This window comes from Haematobacter massiliensis (genome assembly GCF_000740795.1).
GTDB classification, from domain to species: domain Bacteria; phylum Pseudomonadota; class Alphaproteobacteria; order Rhodobacterales; family Rhodobacteraceae; genus Haematobacter; species Haematobacter massiliensis.
On record NZ_JGYG01000014.1, the window covers coordinates 52984 to 72315 of the forward strand.

Below are 19332 nucleotides of genomic sequence, written 5' to 3' on the forward strand. Positions count from 1 at the left end.
AGAAAGCTCGCCGTTGCGCCATTCGCTGGCCTTCGGCAACGCCCCTCCTGAGAAGACGTTCAAGACAGTCCCGGAGGCTACGTAGGCTTACCACACCGGGAAATCGGGCGCCGTCGGATGCGCGTGCCGGCTCTGCAGCGGATGACGGGTCTTCATGCCCGGCAAGCCGGGTAAGGCACACGGCGAAAGATATCCATGCAACTTTAGAGGGCCTTGCGGAATGTCAGGCGGAGCGCTGCGCACGCCACGCGCCCCGATGGTCCCTTGCCCTTGCTCCGCCGCTCACTTATGACCCCCGGCTGACGGGCGCGGGAAGACGAACGGGGGGCAGCATGCCGCTTCTGGTGATGAAATTCGGGGGAACCTCGGTCGCGGATCTGGCGCGGATCAGGAATGCCGCCGAAAAGGTCAAGCGTGAGGTGGAGCGGGGCTATGACGTGATCGTCATCGTCTCCGCCATGTCGGGCAAGACCAACGAGCTGGTCGGCTGGGTGGAACAGACCTCCCCGCTGTTCGACGCGCGTGAATACGATGCGGTCGTCTCCTCGGGCGAGAACGTGACCGCAGGTCTCATGGCGCTGACCCTGCAGGAAATGGATGTGCCGGCGCGCTCCTGGCAGGGCTGGCAGGTGCCGATCAACACAACCTCGGCCCATTCCGCCGCACGGTTCGTGGACATTCCGCGCCGCAATATCGACCAGAAGTTCGCCGAAGGCATGAAGGTCGCCGTGGTGGCGGGCTTTCAGGGGCTGTCGCCCGAAGGGCGGATCACCACGCTTGGCCGCGGCGGCTCCGACACGACCGCCGTCGCCTTTGCCGCGGCCTTCGACGCGGAGCGCTGCGACATCTATACGGACGTTGACGGGATCTACACGACCGACCCCCGGATCACGTCCAAGGCGCGCAAGCTCGACAGGATCGCGTTCGAGGAGATGCTGGAACTGGCCTCGCTCGGCGCGAAGGTGCTCCAGACACGTTCGGTCGAACTGGCAATGCGTTACAAGGTGAAGCTGCGGGTACTCTCCAGCTTCGAGGATACTGACGAAAACTCCGGCACCCTGGTCTGCGACGAGGAGGATATCATGGAATCGCAAGTCGTCTCTGGCGTGGCCTACAGCCGCGACGAAGCCAAGATCACCCTCTTCACCATCGAGGACCGCCCCGGCATCGCCGCGGCGATCTTCGGCCCGCTGGCGGATGCGGGAGTGAATGTGGACATGATCGTCCAGAACATCTCTGAAAAGGACTATGACGAGGCGCATCCGGGCGCGGTCACCGACATGACCTTCTCCGTCCCGGTGAACCAGGTCGCGCGCGCGCGGAAGGCGATGGAGGATGCTCAGACGAGCAGCCTCATCAACTACGACGAACTCATCATCGACGATGAGGTGGCCAAGGTTTCCGTCGTCGGCATCGGGATGCGCAGCCATGCCGGCGTGGCAGCGAAGATGTTCGAGGCGCTGTCGGCGCATGGGGTGAACATCAAGGTGATCTCCACCTCCGAGATCAAGATTTCGGTGCTTATCGACCGGAAATACATGGAACTTGCGGTTCAGGCGCTGCATGATGCCTTCGAGCTGGAAAAGGCCTGAACTGCGACCGGAGTGCGATGCCCGACCTGAGCGAGAGTGATAGCCGCAAACTGCTGCGGCGCCTTCGCGATACCCTGGCGCTTCCCGCGGCGGGGCAGGAACGGCTGGATCGGGTGACGAGCCTCATTGCTTCCTCCCTCAAGACGGAGGTCTGCTCGATCTATCTCTTCCGGGATGATGACACGCTGGAGCTTTGCGCCACGCAGGGCCTCCGCCCGGAAGCGGTTCATCAGACGCGGATGCGGCTTGGCGAAGGGCTTGTCGGCCGCGTCGCCAAGACGGGCAAGTTCATCAACACCGCCAATGCGCCCGCCCAGAAGGGCTTCCGCTACATGCCCGAGACGGGGGAGGAAATCTACTCCTCCTTCCTCGGTGTGCCGCTGCAGCGGCTGGGCGACCGGCTGGGCGTTCTGGTCGTGCAGTCGAAACGCGCGCGCGAATTCTCGGAGGACGAGCTTTACGCGCTCGAAGTCGTCGCCATGGTGCTGGCGGAGATGTCTGAACTCGGTGCCTTCACCGGCGAGGGGGAAGCGCTGCAGGCCCCTCATCAGGGGCCGGAGGTATTCCGCGGCGCCACCGGGCAGGAGGGCGCGGCGGAGGGGCGGGTCTGGCTCCATGAACCGCGTGTGGTCATCACGAACCCCGTCAATGACGATCCCCGCCGCGAGAAGGCACGTCTGCGCGCCGGAGTGGAGCGGCTGTCCGCCGATGTGGACAGGATGATGCAGGCCATCGGCGCGGCGGACAAGGAACAGCAACAGGTGCTGGAAGCATATCGCCTGTTTGCAAATTCCCGCGGCTGGCGGCGGCGGATGGAGGAGGATATCGACCGTGGCCTTTCTGCGGAGGCGGCGGTGGAAAAGGAGCAGTCCACGATCCGCGCCCGGCTTCAGCAGTCGCAGGATCAATATCTTCGGGAACGTCTCGACGATATCAACGACCTTTCGAACCGGCTGTTGCGCATCCTGACCGGACAGGGACAGGAAACCGGGGCGGAGATGCCGGAAAATCCGGTGCTGGTCGCGCGCAACATCGGGCCTGGCGAGCTTCTGGAATATGATCGGAAGTTGAAGGCAGTCGTCCTGGAGGAAGGCTCCGTCGGCAGCCATGCCGCCATTGTCGCGCGGGCTTGGGGCATCCCGCTCGTCATCCGCGCGGAGGGCATCGTCACGGAGGCGCTGAACGGCGACCAGATCCTCGTGGATGGCGACTCGGGCGTGGTCCATCTCCGCCCGGAGGAGACGATCGCCGCCGCCTTCCGTGACAAGATCGCCATGCAGGCAAAGGCGCTCGAACGCTACGCCGACCTGCGCCCCCTGCCCGCGCTCACCAAGGACGGCAGGCGGATCGCGCTGCACATGAATGCGGGGTTGATGGCCGACCTGCCATCCCTCACCCATTCCGGCGCCGAGGGAGTGGGCCTGTTCCGCACTGAGCTGCAGTTCCTGATCCGCAGCCACGTCCCGGGACGGGAGGAGTTGGCGCGCCTCTACTCCCGCGTGATGGATGCGTCGAAGGGCAAGCGCGTGGTGTTCCGCACGCTCGACATCGGGTCGGACAAGGTACTGCCCTACATGAAGCCGCAGGACGAGCCGAACCCCGCGCTCGGCTGGCGCGCGATCCGCGTCGGGCTGGACAAGCCAGGTGTGCTTCGGATGCAGTTGCAGGCGCTGATCCGCGCGGCTGCGGGTCGCCCGCTCAGCATCATGTTCCCCTTCATTGCCGATCCGCGCGAATTCTACGAAGCGCGCGAGGTTCTGATGCGGGAGATGGCGCGAGAGGCGCGGCTGAACCGCGTCCTGCCCGCGAGGCTCGAAGTCGGCGCGATGCTGGAGACACCGAGCCTTGCCTTTGCGCCCCGTCAGTTCTTCGAGCAGGTGGATTTCCTGTCCATCGGCGGCAACGACCTGAAGCAGTTCTTCTTCGCGGCCGACCGCGAGAATGAGAGGGTGCGTCGTCGATATGACACGCTCTCCAGCGAGTTCCTGGGTTTCATCGCCCGGATCGTGGAGCGCTGCCGGGAGGTCGGCACCCCACTGTCCTTCTGCGGAGAGGACGCGGGGCGGCCGGTGGAGGCGGCATGCCTTGCCGCCATGGGTTTGGACATGCTGTCCATGCGCCCCGCCTCCATCGGGCCGGTGAAGCATCTGCTGCGCCGCACCAATCTCACCAATCTCGCCGGTGTAATCGCCGGTGCGCAGGCGGAGGGCGCGCAAAGCGTGCGCCCGATGGTGATGACCTATCTCGCCGGTCTGAAGGATTAGCAGGCCGCCCGGTCATCACCTTGACAGTGCGGTGCCGTTGGCGATTTCGCCCCCGTAGGTGAAACGGCTCCGAACAACCCTCGTCGGGTTATCCGGTAACGATGCCCTGTTATCCAGCAGCCAAATCGCCCGGCGGCTTGTCAGGAAAGCCGCTTCGGCTCCATCGCAGCGGCGAAGGCAGCGGCGACCGCCACCGGATCGTGGTCCCGGGCAAGGCGTTTCAGCCCGAAGCGGACCCGGGCCATCTCCTGATAATAGCCGACAAAGGCAAAATTGATCGAAGCTCCCGCCGCAGCGCCGATCAGCGGCACGCTCTGCGCCGCGATTTTCTGGCCCAGCACCACGGAGAAGGGGGCAGCTGCGCTGGCGATAAGGCGCTGCATCGTCGGGCCGGTAATGGTGAAGCGCGCCGTGAGAAAGGCCGTGTTCACCCCGTCATCAAGCTTCAGCGGCCCGCCGCTGGCAAATACCTGCAGGCAGTCAAACAGCGTGCGTTCATCGCTCGGATCGAAGCCGTTATCTGCCGCGATCCGCTGCAGGCCCCGAAAGATCATGGTGATGGTGACGGGCAGCTCCACGATGGAGGTGCCGATCCCCCCCATGCCGCCCACCGCGCCAGAGAGGGTCGCGACCGCCCGATGCGCCCCCGGTCCGAGCGGACCCTTTCCGCCGCCGGTGCGCACGGCCAGCCTGTAGGCGCGTTCCAAGCCGTTGCGGGTGACCTTCTCGATACGGTCCTTCACCCCGTCTGGCAAGCGCTCCAGCCCGTTCTCCACCACCCCGCCAGCCGCGTTGACGAGGCTCAGCAGAAGCGAACCCGCCTCCTTCTGGCGGCGCGCCAGTGCCTCGATCTCAGCTTTTACGTGGGGGGGGAGGTCATGGCTCCGCTCGCCCGGAAGCTCGTCCACGGGCGGAGCAGATTTCACGGAGTCGTCGTCGCGCGCATGTGTCATGGCTGGGAATCTGGCCCGCCACAGCACCGCTTTCAAGGGCCGATCACTCGGGAATCACCACGCCCTCATGCCGCGTGACTTCTCCGCCGACGCTGCTCCAACCACCGGGCGCCAGCTCAAAGCCCAGTACTCGTTCCGGATTGGTCGGCGGCGGCATCACCACATCGGCGCGGCGGGAGAAACCGAAACGGCGGTAGTAGGGCGCATCCCCCACCAGCAGAATGCGGCTCCAGCCCATGCGGCGTGCCTCGCCCATGCTCTCGCGCATCAGCAAGCCGCCCAGCCCCTCCGATTGCCGCGTGGGATGGACGGCGACAGGGCCAAGCAGCAGCGTCGACCGCCCGCCCACCAGCACCGGCCAGTAGCGGATGGCGGCCGAGACGTTCTCCACCTCATCCCGCAGGAGCAGGCAAAGCGGCGCCACCGGCTGAACCCCATCGCGCAGCCGGTAGGAGGACAGCGCCGTCCGCCCCGGCGCGAAGCAAAGGTCATAGAGCGCCTCCACCTCCCACAAGTCGTCGGGGGTTTCCTCCGTCAGCCTGAACATGCGCGCTGCCCCTTCCCGCCGCCCGTCGCTTTCGGGCTGGCAATCGTTTTCCGACGCTCTAGGAAGGATCCACGCTGAACGCAACGGAGACTCTATGTTCTATACCCCCGCCGAAGGCCATGGCCTGCCGCATAATCCGTTGAACGCCATTGTCACGCCGCGTCCCATCGGCTGGATTTCCACCCGTAGTGCGGATGGGTCGGAGAATCTGGCGCCTTATTCGTTCTTCAACCTCGTGGCCTATGTCCCCCCGCAGGTCATGTTCGCCTCCACCGGCCGCAAGCCCGACCGGGAGGAGGGCAAGGATACGTTGTCCAACATCCGCGAAACCGGTGTCTTTTGTGTGAACATCACCGGCGAGGCGCATCTCGACGCCGTCAGCGCCTCCTCCGCCGCCTTCGGGCGCGAGGTGGACGAGTTCGAGGCAACCGGCGTGGCGCGGGAGGATTGCGTGACGATCCCCTGCTCCCGCGTGGTCGGCACGCCCGCGACGCTGGAATGCCGGATGACGGAAATCGTCACGCTCCGCGGCCAGAACAACTTTCTTGTTCTGGGAGAGGTGACGGGCATTCACCTGAACGACGCCTGCCTGATCGAGGGTCGTTTCTCGCCCGAGGTGTTCCAACCCCTCGCCCGCATGGGCTATCGCGACTATGCCGTGGTACGGGACGTGTTCGAGAAGCTTCGCCCCGGCGAGAGCTGAAAAGAGCGGACAGGCGGCAGCACTGATCCGGGCTTGCACAGCTGCCCGGCATCAGTCTTTCTGTCGCGCATGGACGGCGCTTACGAATCCCTCCCGCATTTTCAGCTTGAACTTCGCCTCATCGCGCAGGGCGTCCTGCGTGTGGCGGGGGTGGATGAGGTCGGGCGCGGTCCGCTCTGCGGGCCAGTGACGGCCGCCGCGGTGCGCCTCCGGCCCGATTGCATTCCTCCGGGGCTGAACGACTCGAAGAAGTTGACGCGCGAGAAGCGGGAGGACCTGGCCCTCCGCATCATCGACTGCGCCGAGGTGGCGATTGCCCACGCGACGGTGGAGGAGATCGACACCCATAACATCCTCCGCGCCAGCCATATCGCGATGTGCCGCGCCCTGGCAGCCTTGCCGGGCGGCTGCGATCACGCCCTGATCGACGGCAACATGCTGCCCCGCGACCTTGCCATCCGGGCAGAGGCGGTCATCGGGGGCGATGCGATATCGCTCTCCATCGCCGCCGCATCCATCGTCGCGAAGGTGGAGCGGGACAGGATCATGGTGGATTTGGCGCAACAGCATCCGGGCTATGGATGGGAAAGAAACGCCGGATACTCCACCGCCGCACATCTGGAGGCGCTCCGGACACTGGGGCCGACCCCACATCATCGGCGTTCCTTCCGGCCCGTCCACAACATCCTGTATCAAGACCTTTCAGCAACGCCTTGACTCAATAAACAAATTGACGGCGATTCGCTGATTCGCCATTTTTTGCCTAACGGAACGGCCCCGAGAAGGCCGTCGTACCAGAGGCAAGAGTAATGACGAAGACCACCAGCCGACAGGCCGCCAGCCTGCCGCTCAATGAGATCATCGCCGGGGACTGCATCGAGGCGATGAACGCCCTCCCCGCAGGGTCCGTTGATCTGGTCTTTGCCGACCCGCCCTACAACCTGCAACTCCGTGGTGATCTCCACCGGCCCGACAACAGCCGCGTCGACGCGGTGGACGATGCCTGGGACAAGTTCTCCAGCTTCGAGACCTACGACCGCTTCACCCGCGAGTGGCTCGCCGCGGCGCGGCGTCTGCTGAAACCCAACGGGTCGATCTGGGTCATCGGCTCCTATCACAACATCTTCCGTGTCGGCACCGCCCTTCAGGACGCCGGTTATTGGGTGCTGAACGATGTCGTCTGGCGCAAGACGAACCCGATGCCGAACTTCCGCGGCAAGCGCTTCACCAATGCGCATGAGACGCTGATCTGGGCTTCCCGGTCGGAAGGCGCAAAATACACCTTCAACTACGAGGCGCTGAAGGCGCTGAACGAAGGGGTTCAGATGCGGTCGGACTGGGTCATCCCGATCTGCACCGGGGGCGAGCGGCTGAAGGACGATACCGGTGCCAAGGCGCATCCGACGCAAAAGCCGGAGGCGCTGCTTCACCGGGTTCTGATCGGCACGACCAACCCCGGCGATGTGGTGCTGGACCCCTTCTTCGGCACCGGAACGACCGGCGCCGTGGCCAAGATGCTCGGACGGAGTTTCATCGGCATTGAGCGAGAGGCCGCGTATATCCAGGCGGCACAGGCGCGGCTCGACCGCGTTCGCCCGCTGGAAAGCGCCGCGCTGGAGGTATCCGGCTCCAAGCGGGCCGAGCCGCGTGTGCCCTTCGGGCAACTGGTGGAGCGCGGCATGCTCCGTCCGGGCGAACAGCTCTATTCGGCGAACGGCCGTTCCGCCAAGGTGAGGGCAGATGGCACCCTCATTGGAAACGATGTGAAAGGCTCGATCCATCAGGTCGGCGCGGCACTGGAAGGCGCGCCCTCCTGCAACGGCTGGACTTATTGGCACTTCAAGCGCGAAGGCCAGATGATCCCGATTGACCTCCTACGCCAGCAGATCCGCGCGGAGATGGTCAGCGACCGCTGACCCCCGCCCCCTGTCGCCAGCGCCGCCGGCGGACCGATCGCCGCAGCACAACTCCCCCGCCATGCTGCCATGGCGGGGTCTTTTCATTGGCCTCTCGCCTTCCCATGTCTGAACTCTCACCGGTCGGGAGAGATGAGCCATGTTCACCGCAACAACGCATTTCAGCCTGCCGCGCGCCGCGGAACATCTGCCGGAAATCGCCATGCTGTTCGCTGGAGCCGGAGAGGTCAGCCATGACCGCAACCGCGCCGATGCCCTGATGCCTTTCGGACGGCTCACCTTCTGCGCCGTTGCAGCGGGGCTGGATGTCACGCTCGTCGCGCCGGATCCGCGCGCGCTGGCGCAGGGGCGGAAGATGGTGGAACATCACCTGCGCCGGGTTGTCTTCCCGCTCCGCTTCGAAGGGCTTGCCTGGACCTCGCCCGTGGCGCTGGCCTGATCCGCACGGACGAGGTCATAGGCCTTGCGCATCACCGTTGGCAGATGCGCGGGGCTGAGCATCATGAAGCACCCCTGAGTCGGCGCTGCAGTCTCCGGCAACTCCGCCACACGGAGGGCGAGGCGCAGGTGGAAATGCGTGAACGTATGCAGCACCTCTCCCCCCGGATCGCGCCACTCTGCTGCGACCGGGGGGGCCTCCTCCGGCGCCTCCACCGTCCAGTCCGTGCCCGGAAAGCCCAGCATCCCGCCCAGCAGCCCGCTTTCCGGCCGGGTCTCCAGAAGCCATGCGCCATCCGCGCGCCGCGCGAGATACAGGATGCCGCGCCGCACCGGCTTCGCCGCCTTCGGCAGCTTGCGCGGCAGCTCTGCCTGCACCCCCTCCGCACGGGCGATGCATGGATCCCGCCATGGACAGATGCCGCAAGCGGGGCTTCTTGGCGTGCAGATGGTGGCGCCCAGATCCATCACCGCCTGTGCATAATCGCCCGGCCGCTGGGCCGGGGTAAGCCGCGCGGCCAGCGCTGTCAGCTCCGGCTTGGCGAGGGGGAGCGGCGTCTCCACCCGGAAGAGCCGTGCGATCACCCGCTCCACATTGCCATCCACCACCACCTCCGGGGCATCAAAGGCGATGGAGGCCACAGCGGCAGCGGTGTAAGGACCGACACCCGGCAGCGTCAGCAGACCCTCCCGCGTGGCGGGGAAGCGTCCGCCATGCTCCGCCACGACGGCCCGTGCACCCTTCAGCAGGTTCCGGGCGCGGGCGTAGTAGCCAAGCCCCGCCCATTCCGCCATCACCGCCGCATCCTCAGCCGCCGCAAGCGCAGCAACATCCGGCCAGCGCTCTGTGAACCGCCGAAAGTAGTCGCGCACGGCAACCACTGTCGTTTGCTGGAGCATCACCTCCGACAGCCAGATGCGATAGGGATCAGGCCGAACGCCAGCCTTCCGCTCCGCCGGTCCGATCCGCCAGGGCATGACGCGGGCGTGGCGATCATACCACTCCAGAAGCGCCGCGGAGAAATCGGCCGATGTCCAGTCCTGTCTCAAGTCAAGCAAAATTCCGTCAACTCCGATCGCTTCCACTGGTGCGTCGCTGGTTCGCTGCCTTAGAATAGGGTCTGGATCCGGAAAACAAAGATGCCGCGCAAGACGACACCGCCATTCTCTCCCCCCTCTCGCCGGATGCGCGGGTTCGAACCTGCCGCGGGCCTTCTGGGCGAACGTATCCGGCAGGCGGGAGAGAAACGTGGTTTCGCGGTTGCCCGGCTTCTTACCCACTGGGCGGAGATCGTGGGGCCGGAGATCGCCGCAATGGCCCGGCCCGTCAAGATGTCCTATGGCCAGCAGGGCTTTGGCGCAACGCTGACGCTGCTGACCACGGGAGCGCAGGCTCAGATGCTCCAGATGCAACTGCCCTCGATCGTTGCACGGGTGAATGCCTGCTATGGCTATTCCGCCGTGTCGCGCATCACGATCACCCAGACGGCACCCACTGGTTTCGCTGATGGCCATGCCGCTTTTACAACCCCCCAGCCCCCGCAAATGCCCCAGCCCGCACCGGAGATCACACGCCGCGCAGCGGAGGCCACGGGCGGCGTGCAGGACGAGGGGCTTCGCGCTGCGCTGGAGCGGCTTGGGCAGAACGTGATCGCCCGCGCCCCCGGCAAAGACAGAACGTTTGGAAAATGAGGATGACGATGAAGACCACCCTTTCCGCCCTTGCGATGGCAACGCTTGCCGGTGCCTTCTGGCTGGGCGCTTCGGCGCTTCCCGATACGGGCGCGGCCCGGGCTCAGGCTGCCGGCACCGCCGCTCCGGCTGCGGCAGAAGACCCTGCGCGCGATATTATCATGGGCAATGTGGACGCGCCGGTGACGATCATCGAATACGCGTCCTTCACCTGCCCGCACTGTGCGGCTTTCTCCAACGACGTGTTCCCGGAGATCAAGAAGGAATACATCGACACCGGCAAGGTGAAGTTCATCCAGCGCGAGGTCTATTTCAACCGCTACGATCTCTGGGCCGCTATGGTCGCACGCTGCGGCGGTGACATGCGCTATTACGGCTTCTCCAAGACCTATTTCGCCAAACAGCGCGATTGGGCCGGGTCGGACGATCCCGCCGTCGTCGCGGAAAACCTGCGCGGGATCGCGCGGGCGGGCGGATTGAACGACGAACAGGTCAACGCCTGCCTGAACGATCAGGCCACCGCGGAAGCGCTGGTGAAGGCCTATTCGGAGCGGGCGCAGGCGGATGGCATCAACTCCACCCCGACCTTCATCATCAATGGGGAGAAGCACAACAACATGTCCCTTGCGGACATGAAGGCGGCTCTCGACAAGGCGGTATCGCAATAAGAATTCCCGCCGCTTGACAGTCAGGGGGCGCGGGGCTTAGGGCCGTTACGAAACCGTTACAAGCCCTGCGTCCATGCCCCCTGAAGTCTTTGGCCTCGTTCTTGTCGCCGCGTTGATGCACGCGGCGTGGAACGCCATCGTCAAGGCCTCCGGCGACAAGACCCTCACCGCCGTCATGGTCGCCGGAGCGGCCGCACTCATCTCCCTGCCCGTCATGCCGTTCCTCGCCGCCCCGGCGCGGGAAAGCTGGCCGTTTCTGGCCCTCTCCGTGTCGTTGCAGGTGGCCTACTACTTTCTGGTCGCGCGCGCTTACACGGTGGCTGATATGAGCCAGACCTACCCGGTCATGCGCGGGACTGCTCCGCTCATCGTGACCCTCGTCGGGATGGTGCTGCTTGGGGAGCATCTGGGCGGAATCGCGCTTTCCGGCATCCTCGTGATCGCATTCGGCATCCTCAGCATGGCCCTGTGGTCAGGCGGGGCGACCAGCCGTGCGGGGCTGGGTTACGCGATGGTGAATGCCGTCGTCATCGCGGGATATACCCTTTCGGACGGCTATGGCGCGCGGCTATCCGGTGCGCCGATCGCTTACACGATGTGGGAATTCGTGCTTACCGCCGCGCCCATGCTCTCCTGGGCGCTGCTGCGCCGCCGTGCCGCCTTCCTGCGTGAGGTGACGGCGGGATGGCATTGGGGCCTGCTCGCGGGCTTCGGGACACTCGTCTCCTATGCAGTCGCCCTCTGGGCAATGACACTCGCGCCGGTGGCGGTCGTCGCAGCGCTCAGGGAGACGTCTATCCTGTTCGGAACAGCGATAGCGGCCTTCATATTGCGCGAAAAGATAAGGCCGCAACGCGTTGTTGCAGCTTGTCTTATCGCGATGGGAGCAGGCCTGCTCCGGCTCGCCTGACTAGGCCAGAAGCCGCACCAGATCGTCGCTGTGCAAGGGTTCGATCTCCTCGGGCGCCCAGTCTGCAGGCGGCACTTCCGTGGCCAGTGTGGAGTATTTGTACTCGCAGATAAGCTCACCGCTCGCGGCGATGGACGCAACGATCAGGCAATGCCGAACCAGCCTATGCCCCTCGTAAAGATCAACCGCACCGCGCAAATGGATGACCCCTTCCGCCGCGATCGAGAACCCGCCTTCCCAGGTATGCAGTACCGGATAGATACGTCCGGCCACCTTGGCGCGGAGACGGGTATTGGCCTTCCGCTCAAACGGCGTGGGAACGTCCCGCAGGTTTCTTGCAACTTCGCTTGGCAGCACATCCATGAGCAATCCCTCCACAGATATGAAATAATGTGAAGCATTTCCCGTGATCTTCAAGTTACTGTCCCATGAAGTTTTCACGACGGGAGACACCATGGGACAGCTTGTTGACGGCGTATGGCAGCCGGGCTGGTATGACACCAAGTCAACCGGGGGCGCGTTCAAAAGGTCCACATCCGGCTTCCGCAACTGGATCACGCTGGATGGCAGCCCGGGGCCGAGCGGAGACGGCGGCTTTCCTGCCGAAAGCGGGCGCTATCATCTCTATGTGTCCTATGCCTGCCCCTGGGCGCACCGGGCATTGATCTATCGCGCGCTGAAGGGCCTGACGGAGCATATCAGCGTTTCGGTCGTGCATCCCGACATGCTGGACGATGGCTGGACCTTCGCCACAGACTTTCCGGGAGCGACCGGGGATACGCTTTATGGCCTTCCCTTCCTGCGCGACATCTACACCAAAGCGAGGCCGGATGTTTCGGGGCGGGTGACGGTCCCGGTGCTCTGGGACAAGAAGCGGGAGACGATCGTATCGAACGAGTCTTCCGAGATCATCCGCATGTTCAATTCCGCCTTCGACGCGATCACCGGCAACACGACGGACTACTGCCCCGCAGCGCTGCGCGAGGAAATCGACGATCTGAACGCGGTCATCTATGACGGGCTCAACAACGGCGTCTACAAGGCCGGCTTCGCGACGAGCCAACAAGCCTACGACCCCGCCGTGCTCGACGTTTTCGAGACGATGGATGCGCTGGAGGAGTTGCTCTCCCTCCGCCGATTTCTCACCGGAGCGCAGCCGACAGAGACGGATTGGCGGGCCTTCACCACGCTCATCCGGTTCGACCTCGTGTATCATCTGCATTTCAAGTGCAACCGGCGGCGGCTGGCGGATTACGCGAACCTATGGCCCTATACGCGCGAACTGTATCAGGTGCCGGGCGTGCGGGAGACGGTGCGCTTCGACCATATCGTGCGCCACTATCACTACAGCCACGACACGATTAATCCCTATCGCATCCTGCCCATCAACCCGGTCCTCGACTTCGAGCGCCCGCCGGGACGGGAGCAGGTCGGGCGCTGAGCCTCAGCTCTCGCCCAGCCAGTGCTTGCGAAGCCAGCGTGTCGGCAGGACGCGCTTGCCCAGACCCCCGGCCGTATAGCCTTGCATGGCCTCCTCGATCTTCGGGCGGCCGTGGAAGGCGACGATCCGGGCATCTCGCGGCAGGCGCGGTTCAAGGAAAAGGTTCAGGGGCCGCGGCGGGCGGCAGGCGCGCTTGAAACTGACAATCCATTGATCCGGGAAGGGCGCGAAGTAGCCCGCCTCCCATGCCGTGCCGGAGGTATAGCTCTGCTCCGACCCGACATAGCGCCGGATCTCTCCCTCCGGATCGCGGGCCATCGCATCGTAAAGCGCGGTGTGGATCGCGGGGTCCATGCGGAGCACGGAGCCATGCCCGCGGGAGGCGCGCGAGCCTGTCGTGGTCCATTCGCGCCGCATACAGACCTTGCCCGGCTCCCATGTCATGAGATCGTCGAGCGACCCTGTCACGACCACGTCGATATCGAGGATCAGCAGAGGCCCGCTCAACCCCGGCACAGCGCCGGCCCGGAACAGGGACAGCTTGCGGAGCGCGCCGTGATAACCGTGCTTCCGCATCTCCGCGAACATCGCGGGAAAGAACGGCTCCTCCGCCAGAGGCAAAATCTCGATCCCGGCATCCAGCCCGGTCGGATCGTCGGTCATGCAGAAGAACCTGAGCGGCCCGGTGACGTTGCGGCGAACCCCTGCATACAGGCGGTTTACATACTCCGACCCATAGGCAGTGCCCCATTTCATGCAGGCGACATGGGTGGGTGCGAGCGGCGCGGAAGCGGTTTCGGACATGGGCTACCTGCAAAGACGGGCGGCCATCGACGGGCCGGCCTCACCCCTACCCGCTCGGCGGGATGTTGGCCACCGCAGATCAGGCGGTGAGCGATTTCTCGAAATATACCCGGTCGAAGCCATCCTCCTGCCGCCGTCCGGTTTCTACATATCCAAGCCGCGGATAGATCGTCAGATTCTCGGCCATCTTGGCGTTTGTGTAAAGGCGGACCCCCGACAAGCCTGCCGCCTGCGCTTCGCAAAAGGCGATGAGCGCCTTGCCCACGCCCCGCCCCGCAGCTTCCGGTGAAACCGCCACATTCTCCAAGAGCATGTGGTCTCCCTGCGGATAGAAGACGATGAAGCCCAGCCGCTCCGCTTCCGCAAGCGCGACATGCACCTGCCTCGCAGCGATCTGACCGGCGAAATCGGCGGTCATCGGGGCAGGCTTTCGCCCGATCAACGGCACGTAACGTGCATAGGCCCGCTCTGCGCAGGCCCGGATCCACGGCTCATCGCCAGCTTCCGCCAGCCGGATGACAAGCGGCATTACGGGCGTCACTCCTCCCAGAATACCGCTGTCAGGTCATTCGCCGGGGTCGGCGAGTTTTCCCAAAGCCCGCGGATCTTTGCATTCGCGACGCCTGCCTTGGGAAGCTGGAACAGGAACCCGTTGACGAAGTCCTCCGAGATCATCTTCTGTGCCTTCTTCAGCAGGTCAGAGCGCGCCTCCCGTCCGGTCGTTGCGGCCAATGTATCCATCAGCGTCACGAACTCCGGCTTGGCATAACCGAAGTAATAGTCCGGGCGGGCATAAATATTGATGTCCATCGGCTCGACATGCGCGACGATGGTCATGTCGAAATCCTTGCCCTTGAACACCTGCTCCAGCCATTGCGCCCATTCGAGATTGGCGATCTCCGTCTCGATCCCCACAGCGCGGAGTTCGGCGGCGATGATCTCTCCCGATCGGCGGGCATAGGCTGGCGGCGGCAGCGCGAGCCGAAGGCGCAGCCCCTCTACTCCCGCCTCTTTCAGCAATGCCTTGGACCGCTCCGGATCATAGGCCGAAAGCGCTGTCAGATCGACATAATCCGGATTGTGCGGGGCGAAATGCGTACCGATCGGAACACCATAGCCGAACATCGCGCCGTCGATCAGCTCTTGCCGGTTGATGGCATGGGCAATCGCCTTGCGCACCCGGATATCGTCAAGCGGCGCCTTGCGATTGTTCAGGCCGAGGATGACTTCCCCCTCCGTCGTGCCGACCAGCACCTTGAAACGCGGGTCGCTCTCGAACTGGGCCAGCGTCTCGGGCGCGGGAAAGTTCGGGAAGGCATCGACATCGCCGGCCATGACGGCAGCAAACGCAGCGGTCGGATCCGAGATGAACTTGAACGTCGCGGACGTAAGCTTGGCGGGTGTCCCCCAGTATTCCACGTTCCGCTCGATGGTCACATGGTCGCCCTTCGCCCATTCGACGAATTTGAAGGGGCCGGTGCCTACGGGATGCGTGGCATTGGTGGCCGCGCTTTCCTCTGCCACCATGACGGCATCGCCCCAGGCGAGGTTGAAGGGGAAGTTGCCGTCCGATGACCTCAGCGTGACACGCACAAGAAACGGCTCTGGCGCCTCCACCTTGTCGATATTCGTGAAAAGTTGCTTCTGCGCGTTGGTGGAGTCCGGTCCGCGCGCCCGGTCGAGGCTGAACACCACGTCCGCAGCATTGAAATCCGTTCCATCATGGAACTTCACGTTATGGTTGAGCGTGAAGGTATACACCTTGCCGTCGTCGGAAACTTCCCATTTTTCCGCGAGCGAAGGCACGATGGAGCCGTCCGGGGCGAACCGCGTCAGCCCTTCGAAGATATTGGCATAGGTCACCTCGTCGATGGCCGCTGCCGCACCGGCGGTCGGGTCCAGATTGGGCGGCTCCAACGCCATGCCGAGGGTCAGCGTATCCTGCGCCGCCAGAGCCGTCCCGGCGGACAGGACAACCGCCGCGACGGCGAGTTTCAGGCGTTTCATCATGGCCGCGTTCCCTCACCTCGTTTTCGCGCGCATCAGACACGTGTTACCGTAACCGATCAAGCGGATAACCGCCTACCGCTCCGCAACACTCTCGGCCAGAGGCCGCCGCTCACGATCCGGCGAGATCAGCGAAGCAGATCGGCCAGCGTCAGCGCCATGACCCGCGCGGAGTCGAGCATGTCATCCACGCCAACCCATTCGTCGGGCTGGTGGGCCAGATCCAGTATCCCCGGCCCATAGGCGATGCAGTTCTTCAGCCGGCCGATTCGATCTATGTGCTTCTGATCGTATGTGCCGGGGGAGCAGACGAACTCGGGATGCGTGCCCAGAACGGTCGCCACCGCCGCGGCGACACTGCGCACGACGGGCGCACCCTCATCGGTCATGGAGGGAAGCACTTCGAAGAGGTCGCGGATCTCATAATCGAAGTTGGGCCGCGTTGCCTTCAGCCGGTCGAGCAGGCCCTTCACCTCCCCTTTCACCTCGCTCAAACCTTCTTCGATGAGAAAGCGGCGGTCGATGATGATACGGCAGCGATCCGCGACACAGGGCGCAGGCAGCCCGGTGAACCCCTCAGGCTGCTCTGCCTCGCCGCCGTGAATGGAATTTATGTTCATCGTCGATTGCCGCGCGCCTTCGGGCACCACCGGCATCTCCGTCCGCTTGGAGGCAAGGAGCGGATAGAGATGTGTCTCTATCTCAGCCAGCACCGCCGACATGTGCCGGATCGCGCTGTCCCCCAGAAACGGCATGGAGCCATGGGCAATCCGGCCCTTGGTCTCGATCTCCGCCCACCAGACCCCGCGATGGCCGAGGCAGATACGGTCCTTGTTGAGCGGCTCGGGGATGATGACATGCTGCACGCGCTCCTGGCTGAAGTAGCCGCGCTTCGCCAGCCAGGCGACGCCACCGTAACCGCCGGTTTCCTCATCTGCCGTGGCGGAGATCTCCACCGCTCCGGCAAAGTCTGGGCAGGTGTCGACAAAGGCCTCGGCCGCGATGATGGAGGCCGCCAGCCCTCCCTTCATGTCGCAGGCGCCGCGACCGTAGATGCGCCTCCGGTCCAATTCTCCTCCGAAGGGGTCGCGCGTCCAGCCGTGCCCGACCTCCACCACGTCATGATGCGAATTGAAATGGACGCAATCGCCGCGACGCACACCCTCGCGCCGGGCGACGATGTTCCAGCGGGGGAAGCTCTCGCTGTCTCCCGGTGTTCCCTCAGCCCGCAGAAGCTCCACCGTGAAGCCGCGCGCGGCCAGCCGATCGGCCAGAAACGTACAGATGTCCCGGTAATTCCGGCCCGGCGGATTGAGCGTGGGAATACGGATAAGCTGCTGCGTGAGCGCGATCAGCTCCCCTTCCCGCGCGGCGACGGCGGAAAGCAGACGATCGGAAAGCGCGGGGGGAGATCTATCATGACTGGTCATCCCGCCACGGTAGTCCCGGAAAAACCGCCGCGCAATCGGGGCATTGGCGGTTTTCGGATGCGTGATATCCTGTCGCCATGGCAACGCTTCTGATCCTGCTCCGCGTCGCCGTGTGGTCCTTCCTGATCGGCACGGCGCTTTATTTCTCGGTCGTCTTCTATCTCCGTTCGCTCCACCGGCAACGGCTGGAAGAGCGCTGGCAGGGTCTTTCGGAACCCAAACCGGCCCGGAGAGAGTTCGTGCAGCGCGGGATGCGGCTTTACGACAGTTCCGCGCGGGCGCGACGATTGCTGGCAATTTACGCGCTGCCCCTCGCTGTCATCGCGTTTCTGATCTACTTGGTGAATGTGAACTGAGCCGGAGGGACAGCCTTGCGTTATGTCAAGTGGACGCTGATCATCGTCATCGTGGGGCTCATCGGCTCCTTCCTGCACTATACGCTTCCCCGCCATGATACCGTGCGAATCGTTGGCACGGAAAACCGGCGGGTGGATTTCGGCGACAACTCCTTCTTCTGGGCAAGCCCGCCTGCGGGTGAGACGGCACAGGGGACGCGAGACGTGCGGTTCATTCAGGCCATCAGGCCGAACGGGCGCGCCATCGTCTATCGCAACGAGGATACCGGCTGGGGCTGGCCGCCCTATTTCAAGATGGACAGCGCCAACCTTCAGGCCCGCGCGCAGGATCTGATCTCAAACGCCAATGATCCCAAATGGGTCTCGGTCACCCGCTATGGCTGGCGGAACGAGTTCTTCTCGATCTTCCCCAACGCCATGGCCATCCGGCAAGTCTCCGGGCCGGATGCGCGGGTCATCCCCTGGGCGTCGATCATCATCCTGACCGTCCTGTTCCTGCTTGTGATCTGGCTGGTCGTCCTGTGGCGCAGGTTCCGGCTTCGCACTGTCGAACCGGCAATGTCCCGGTTCGACGATGCGATAGACCGCGCCGACGCCAACCTCGACGAGGCACGCGACAACATGAGCCGCGGCTGGCAGCGCTTCACCGGCTGGTTCACCGGCAAGCGCTGATCCAGATCAGTAGCCAGCGCCCCTGTCGACGAGGTGGAGAAGCGGCTCCCCTGCCTCTCCCCGCCGGATATTCTCCGCAGCGACGCGGGACGCAGTCGCGGGACGGGTTGCCGCGGCAATATGCGGGGTGACGAAGACTTTCGGGTGCGCCCAGAACGAGTGCCCCGGCGGCAGCGGCTCCTCCCGGAACACATCCAGCACGGCGCGGCTCACATGGCCTGCATCCAGCGCCTCGAGAAGCGCCTCGTCCATGATGAGCGGTCCGCGTCCGGGATTGATGATGCTGGCTCCCTTCGGCAGCAGGGCAAGGCGCGCCGCGTTCAGAAGCCCGTCGGTCTCCGGCGTCAGCGGCAGGAGCGTGACGAGGATCTCCGCCTGCGAGAGGACATGGCTCAGCCCCTCCGCCCCGGAATGGGTCTCCACTCCCGGCACGTCATGGGGCCGCCTGCTCCAGCCCAGCGGCCGGAAGCCCAGCGCCCCCAACGCCCCCGCGACCGCCTGCCCAAGTTCCCCCAGCCCGAGGATCACCACCGTCCGCTCGGCGGCGAGCGGTGGCACGATCCGCCGCCACCGCCCGTCCTGCAGGCAGTCGTCCATCCTGAGATGCAGGCGGAGCACATGGCCCGTCACATATTCGACCATCCCCTGCGTCAGCGCGGGATCCACCATCCGCGCCAGCGGCTGCGTGAGCGTGGCATTGCCGGTAATCCGCTCCACCCCCGCCCAGAGATTCTGGACGAGACGGCAGTTCACGAAGGGCGCGTAATCCGAAATCCGCCCTGCGGGGGAGGTCACGATGTAATCCACGCACGCCGGATCGGCGGGAGTCTCGGCGGTCAGTTCGGCCTCCACGCCCGCCTCCTTCAATGCGGCGGGCAGGGTCTGCTGGTAGGCGTCCCATTCGTCAGGGCTGCCGGCAAACAGGATCAGGGGCATGGA

General features: G+C 64.6%; 21 protein-coding genes. 12 read left to right on the forward strand and 9 right to left on the reverse strand.

Features of this window, described 5'->3' with window-relative positions; all coding sequences use genetic code 11:
• Positions 1-332 precede the first annotated feature (332 nt).
• Positions 333-1592: an aspartate kinase gene (locus CN97_RS16520; protein WP_035713737.1), complete on the forward strand. Its 1260-nt coding sequence runs from the start codon at positions 333-335 to the stop codon at positions 1590-1592.
• 17 nt (positions 1593-1609) lie between these two features.
• Positions 1610-3856, forward strand: coding sequence for a phosphoenolpyruvate--protein phosphotransferase (gene ptsP, locus CN97_RS16525; RefSeq protein ID WP_035713740.1), 2247 nt, complete (start codon positions 1610-1612; stop codon positions 3854-3856).
• 140 nt (positions 3857-3996) lie between these two features.
• On the opposite strand, the gene CN97_RS16530 is transcribed toward ptsP, so the two are convergent.
• Together CN97_RS16530 and CN97_RS16535 are read right to left on the reverse strand one after the other, a co-directional pair.
• Positions 3997-4809: an EcsC family protein gene (locus CN97_RS16530; RefSeq protein ID WP_084684227.1), complete on the reverse strand. Its 813-nt coding sequence runs from the start codon at positions 4807-4809 to the stop codon at positions 3997-3999.
• A gap of 43 nt (positions 4810-4852) precedes the next feature.
• On the reverse strand, positions 4853-5356 hold the full coding sequence (locus CN97_RS16535; RefSeq protein WP_035713743.1) for a GNAT family N-acetyltransferase: 504 nt from the start codon (positions 5354-5356) through the stop codon (positions 4853-4855).
• Between the two features lie 94 nt (positions 5357-5450).
• Between CN97_RS16535 and CN97_RS16540 the strand changes: the two genes are divergently transcribed.
• The 4 genes from CN97_RS16540 (at position 5451) to CN97_RS16555 (ending at position 8414) form a co-directional block, all read left to right on the forward strand.
• Positions 5451-6059, forward strand: a complete 609-nt coding sequence (locus tag CN97_RS16540; protein WP_035713745.1) for a flavin reductase family protein — start codon at positions 5451-5453, stop codon at positions 6057-6059.
• Positions 6060-6128: 69 nt separating this feature from the next.
• A complete protein-coding gene (locus tag CN97_RS16545; protein ID WP_035713748.1) occupies positions 6129-6776 on the forward strand; it encodes a ribonuclease HII in 648 nt (215 codons plus the stop codon).
• Between the two features lie 92 nt (positions 6777-6868).
• A complete protein-coding gene (locus tag CN97_RS16550; protein ID WP_035713750.1) occupies positions 6869-7975 on the forward strand; it encodes a site-specific DNA-methyltransferase in 1107 nt (368 codons plus the stop codon).
• Positions 7976-8114: 139 nt separating this feature from the next.
• Complete coding sequence (locus tag CN97_RS16555; RefSeq protein ID WP_035713752.1) at positions 8115-8414, forward strand: DUF2218 domain-containing protein; 300 nt, start codon at positions 8115-8117, stop codon at positions 8412-8414.
• Here the strand turns inward: CN97_RS16555 and mutY are convergent.
• On the reverse strand, positions 8342-9463 hold the full coding sequence (gene mutY, locus CN97_RS16560; protein ID WP_051911351.1) for an A/G-specific adenine glycosylase: 1122 nt from the start codon (positions 9461-9463) through the stop codon (positions 8342-8344). The two genes, CN97_RS16555 and mutY, sit on opposite strands and share 73 nt — an antisense overlap.
• Before the next feature lie 90 nt (positions 9464-9553).
• Between mutY and CN97_RS16565 the strand changes: the two genes are divergently transcribed.
• The 3 genes from CN97_RS16565 to CN97_RS16575 all read left to right on the forward strand — a co-directional run bounded on the left by CN97_RS16565 (position 9554) and on the right by CN97_RS16575 (position 11683).
• Entirely contained in the window at positions 9554-10105 is a 552-nt protein-coding gene (locus tag CN97_RS16565; protein WP_035713753.1) for a DUF721 domain-containing protein, read from the forward strand.
• Between the two features lie 8 nt (positions 10106-10113).
• Positions 10114-10773, forward strand: coding sequence for a DsbA family protein (locus CN97_RS16570; protein WP_248700111.1), 660 nt, complete (start codon positions 10114-10116; stop codon positions 10771-10773).
• 73 nt (positions 10774-10846) lie between these two features.
• Complete coding sequence (locus CN97_RS16575; RefSeq protein ID WP_035713756.1) at positions 10847-11683, forward strand: EamA family transporter; 837 nt, start codon at positions 10847-10849, stop codon at positions 11681-11683.
• Here CN97_RS16575 and CN97_RS16580 read toward each other — a convergent pair whose 3' ends face one another.
• Positions 11684-12046 (reverse strand): hypothetical protein, encoded by a 363-nt coding sequence (locus CN97_RS16580; protein ID WP_051911338.1) that lies wholly within the window; start codon positions 12044-12046, stop codon positions 11684-11686.
• A gap of 91 nt (positions 12047-12137) precedes the next feature.
• Between CN97_RS16580 and CN97_RS16585 the strand changes: the two genes are divergently transcribed.
• Positions 12138-13124, forward strand: a complete 987-nt coding sequence (locus tag CN97_RS16585) for a glutathione S-transferase family protein (protein WP_035713758.1) — start codon at positions 12138-12140, stop codon at positions 13122-13124.
• Between the two features lie 3 nt (positions 13125-13127).
• Here CN97_RS16585 and CN97_RS16590 read toward each other — a convergent pair whose 3' ends face one another.
• The 4 genes from CN97_RS16590 to CN97_RS16605 form a co-directional block, all read right to left on the reverse strand.
• A complete protein-coding gene (locus CN97_RS16590; protein ID WP_035713759.1) occupies positions 13128-13928 on the reverse strand; it encodes a hypothetical protein in 801 nt (266 codons plus the stop codon).
• A 79-nt stretch (positions 13929-14007) separates the two neighbouring features.
• Complete coding sequence (locus CN97_RS16595) at positions 14008-14457, reverse strand: GNAT family N-acetyltransferase (RefSeq protein ID WP_035713761.1); 450 nt, start codon at positions 14455-14457, stop codon at positions 14008-14010.
• A gap of 8 nt (positions 14458-14465) precedes the next feature.
• Positions 14466-15938: an ABC transporter substrate-binding protein gene (locus tag CN97_RS16600; protein ID WP_035713763.1), complete on the reverse strand. Its 1473-nt coding sequence runs from the start codon at positions 15936-15938 to the stop codon at positions 14466-14468.
• 125 nt (positions 15939-16063) lie between these two features.
• On the reverse strand, positions 16064-17365 hold the full coding sequence (locus CN97_RS16605) for an acetylornithine deacetylase/succinyl-diaminopimelate desuccinylase family protein (RefSeq protein ID WP_035713764.1): 1302 nt from the start codon (positions 17363-17365) through the stop codon (positions 16064-16066).
• Between the two features lie 77 nt (positions 17366-17442).
• On the opposite strand from CN97_RS16605, the gene CN97_RS16610 reads away from it, so the two are divergent.
• Together CN97_RS16610 and CN97_RS16615 are read left to right on the forward strand one after the other, a co-directional pair.
• Positions 17443-17721 (forward strand): hypothetical protein, encoded by a 279-nt coding sequence (locus CN97_RS16610; protein ID WP_035713765.1) that lies wholly within the window; start codon positions 17443-17445, stop codon positions 17719-17721.
• A gap of 15 nt (positions 17722-17736) precedes the next feature.
• Positions 17737-18393 carry a DUF1523 family protein gene (locus tag CN97_RS16615; protein WP_035713766.1) on the forward strand — a complete coding sequence of 219 codons (657 nt, stop codon included), beginning with the start codon at positions 17737-17739 and terminating at the stop codon, positions 18391-18393.
• 6 nt (positions 18394-18399) lie between these two features.
• On the opposite strand, the gene CN97_RS16620 is transcribed toward CN97_RS16615, so the two are convergent.
• Positions 18400-19329, reverse strand: coding sequence for a 2-hydroxyacid dehydrogenase (locus tag CN97_RS16620; protein ID WP_035713767.1), 930 nt, complete (start codon positions 19327-19329; stop codon positions 18400-18402).
• Positions 19330-19332: the final 3 nt, after the last annotated feature.

Coding starts and splice junctions, on each gene's coding strand:
- CN97_RS16520 (WP_035713737.1), top strand. CDS start 333: ATGCCGCTTCTGGTGATGAAATTCGGGGGAACCTCGGTCGCGGATCTG.
- ptsP (WP_035713740.1), top strand. CDS start 1,610: ATGCCCGACCTGAGCGAGAGTGATAGCCGCAAACTGCTGCGGCGCCTT.
- CN97_RS16530 (WP_084684227.1), bottom strand. CDS start 4,809: ATGACACATGCGCGCGACGACGACTCCGTGAAATCTGCTCCGCCCGTG.
- CN97_RS16535 (WP_035713743.1), bottom strand. CDS start 5,356: ATGTTCAGGCTGACGGAGGAAACCCCCGACGACTTGTGGGAGGTGGAG.
- CN97_RS16540 (WP_035713745.1), top strand. CDS start 5,451: ATGTTCTATACCCCCGCCGAAGGCCATGGCCTGCCGCATAATCCGTTG.
- CN97_RS16545 (WP_035713748.1), top strand. CDS start 6,129: ATGGACGGCGCTTACGAATCCCTCCCGCATTTTCAGCTTGAACTTCGC.
- CN97_RS16550 (WP_035713750.1), top strand. CDS start 6,869: ATGACGAAGACCACCAGCCGACAGGCCGCCAGCCTGCCGCTCAATGAG.
- CN97_RS16555 (WP_035713752.1), top strand. CDS start 8,115: ATGTTCACCGCAACAACGCATTTCAGCCTGCCGCGCGCCGCGGAACAT.
- CN97_RS16565 (WP_035713753.1), top strand. CDS start 9,554: ATGCCGCGCAAGACGACACCGCCATTCTCTCCCCCCTCTCGCCGGATG.
- CN97_RS16570 (WP_248700111.1), top strand. CDS start 10,114: ATGAAGACCACCCTTTCCGCCCTTGCGATGGCAACGCTTGCCGGTGCC.
- CN97_RS16575 (WP_035713756.1), top strand. CDS start 10,847: ATGCCCCCTGAAGTCTTTGGCCTCGTTCTTGTCGCCGCGTTGATGCAC.
- CN97_RS16580 (WP_051911338.1), bottom strand. CDS start 12,046: ATGGATGTGCTGCCAAGCGAAGTTGCAAGAAACCTGCGGGACGTTCCC.
- CN97_RS16585 (WP_035713758.1), top strand. CDS start 12,138: ATGGGACAGCTTGTTGACGGCGTATGGCAGCCGGGCTGGTATGACACC.
- CN97_RS16590 (WP_035713759.1), bottom strand. CDS start 13,928: ATGTCCGAAACCGCTTCCGCGCCGCTCGCACCCACCCATGTCGCCTGC.
- CN97_RS16595 (WP_035713761.1), bottom strand. CDS start 14,457: ATGCCGCTTGTCATCCGGCTGGCGGAAGCTGGCGATGAGCCGTGGATC.
- CN97_RS16600 (WP_035713763.1), bottom strand. CDS start 15,938: ATGATGAAACGCCTGAAACTCGCCGTCGCGGCGGTTGTCCTGTCCGCC.
- CN97_RS16605 (WP_035713764.1), bottom strand. CDS start 17,365: ATGACCAGTCATGATAGATCTCCCCCCGCGCTTTCCGATCGTCTGCTT.
- CN97_RS16610 (WP_035713765.1), top strand. CDS start 17,443: ATGGCAACGCTTCTGATCCTGCTCCGCGTCGCCGTGTGGTCCTTCCTG.
- CN97_RS16620 (WP_035713767.1), bottom strand. CDS start 19,329: ATGCCCCTGATCCTGTTTGCCGGCAGCCCTGACGAATGGGACGCCTAC.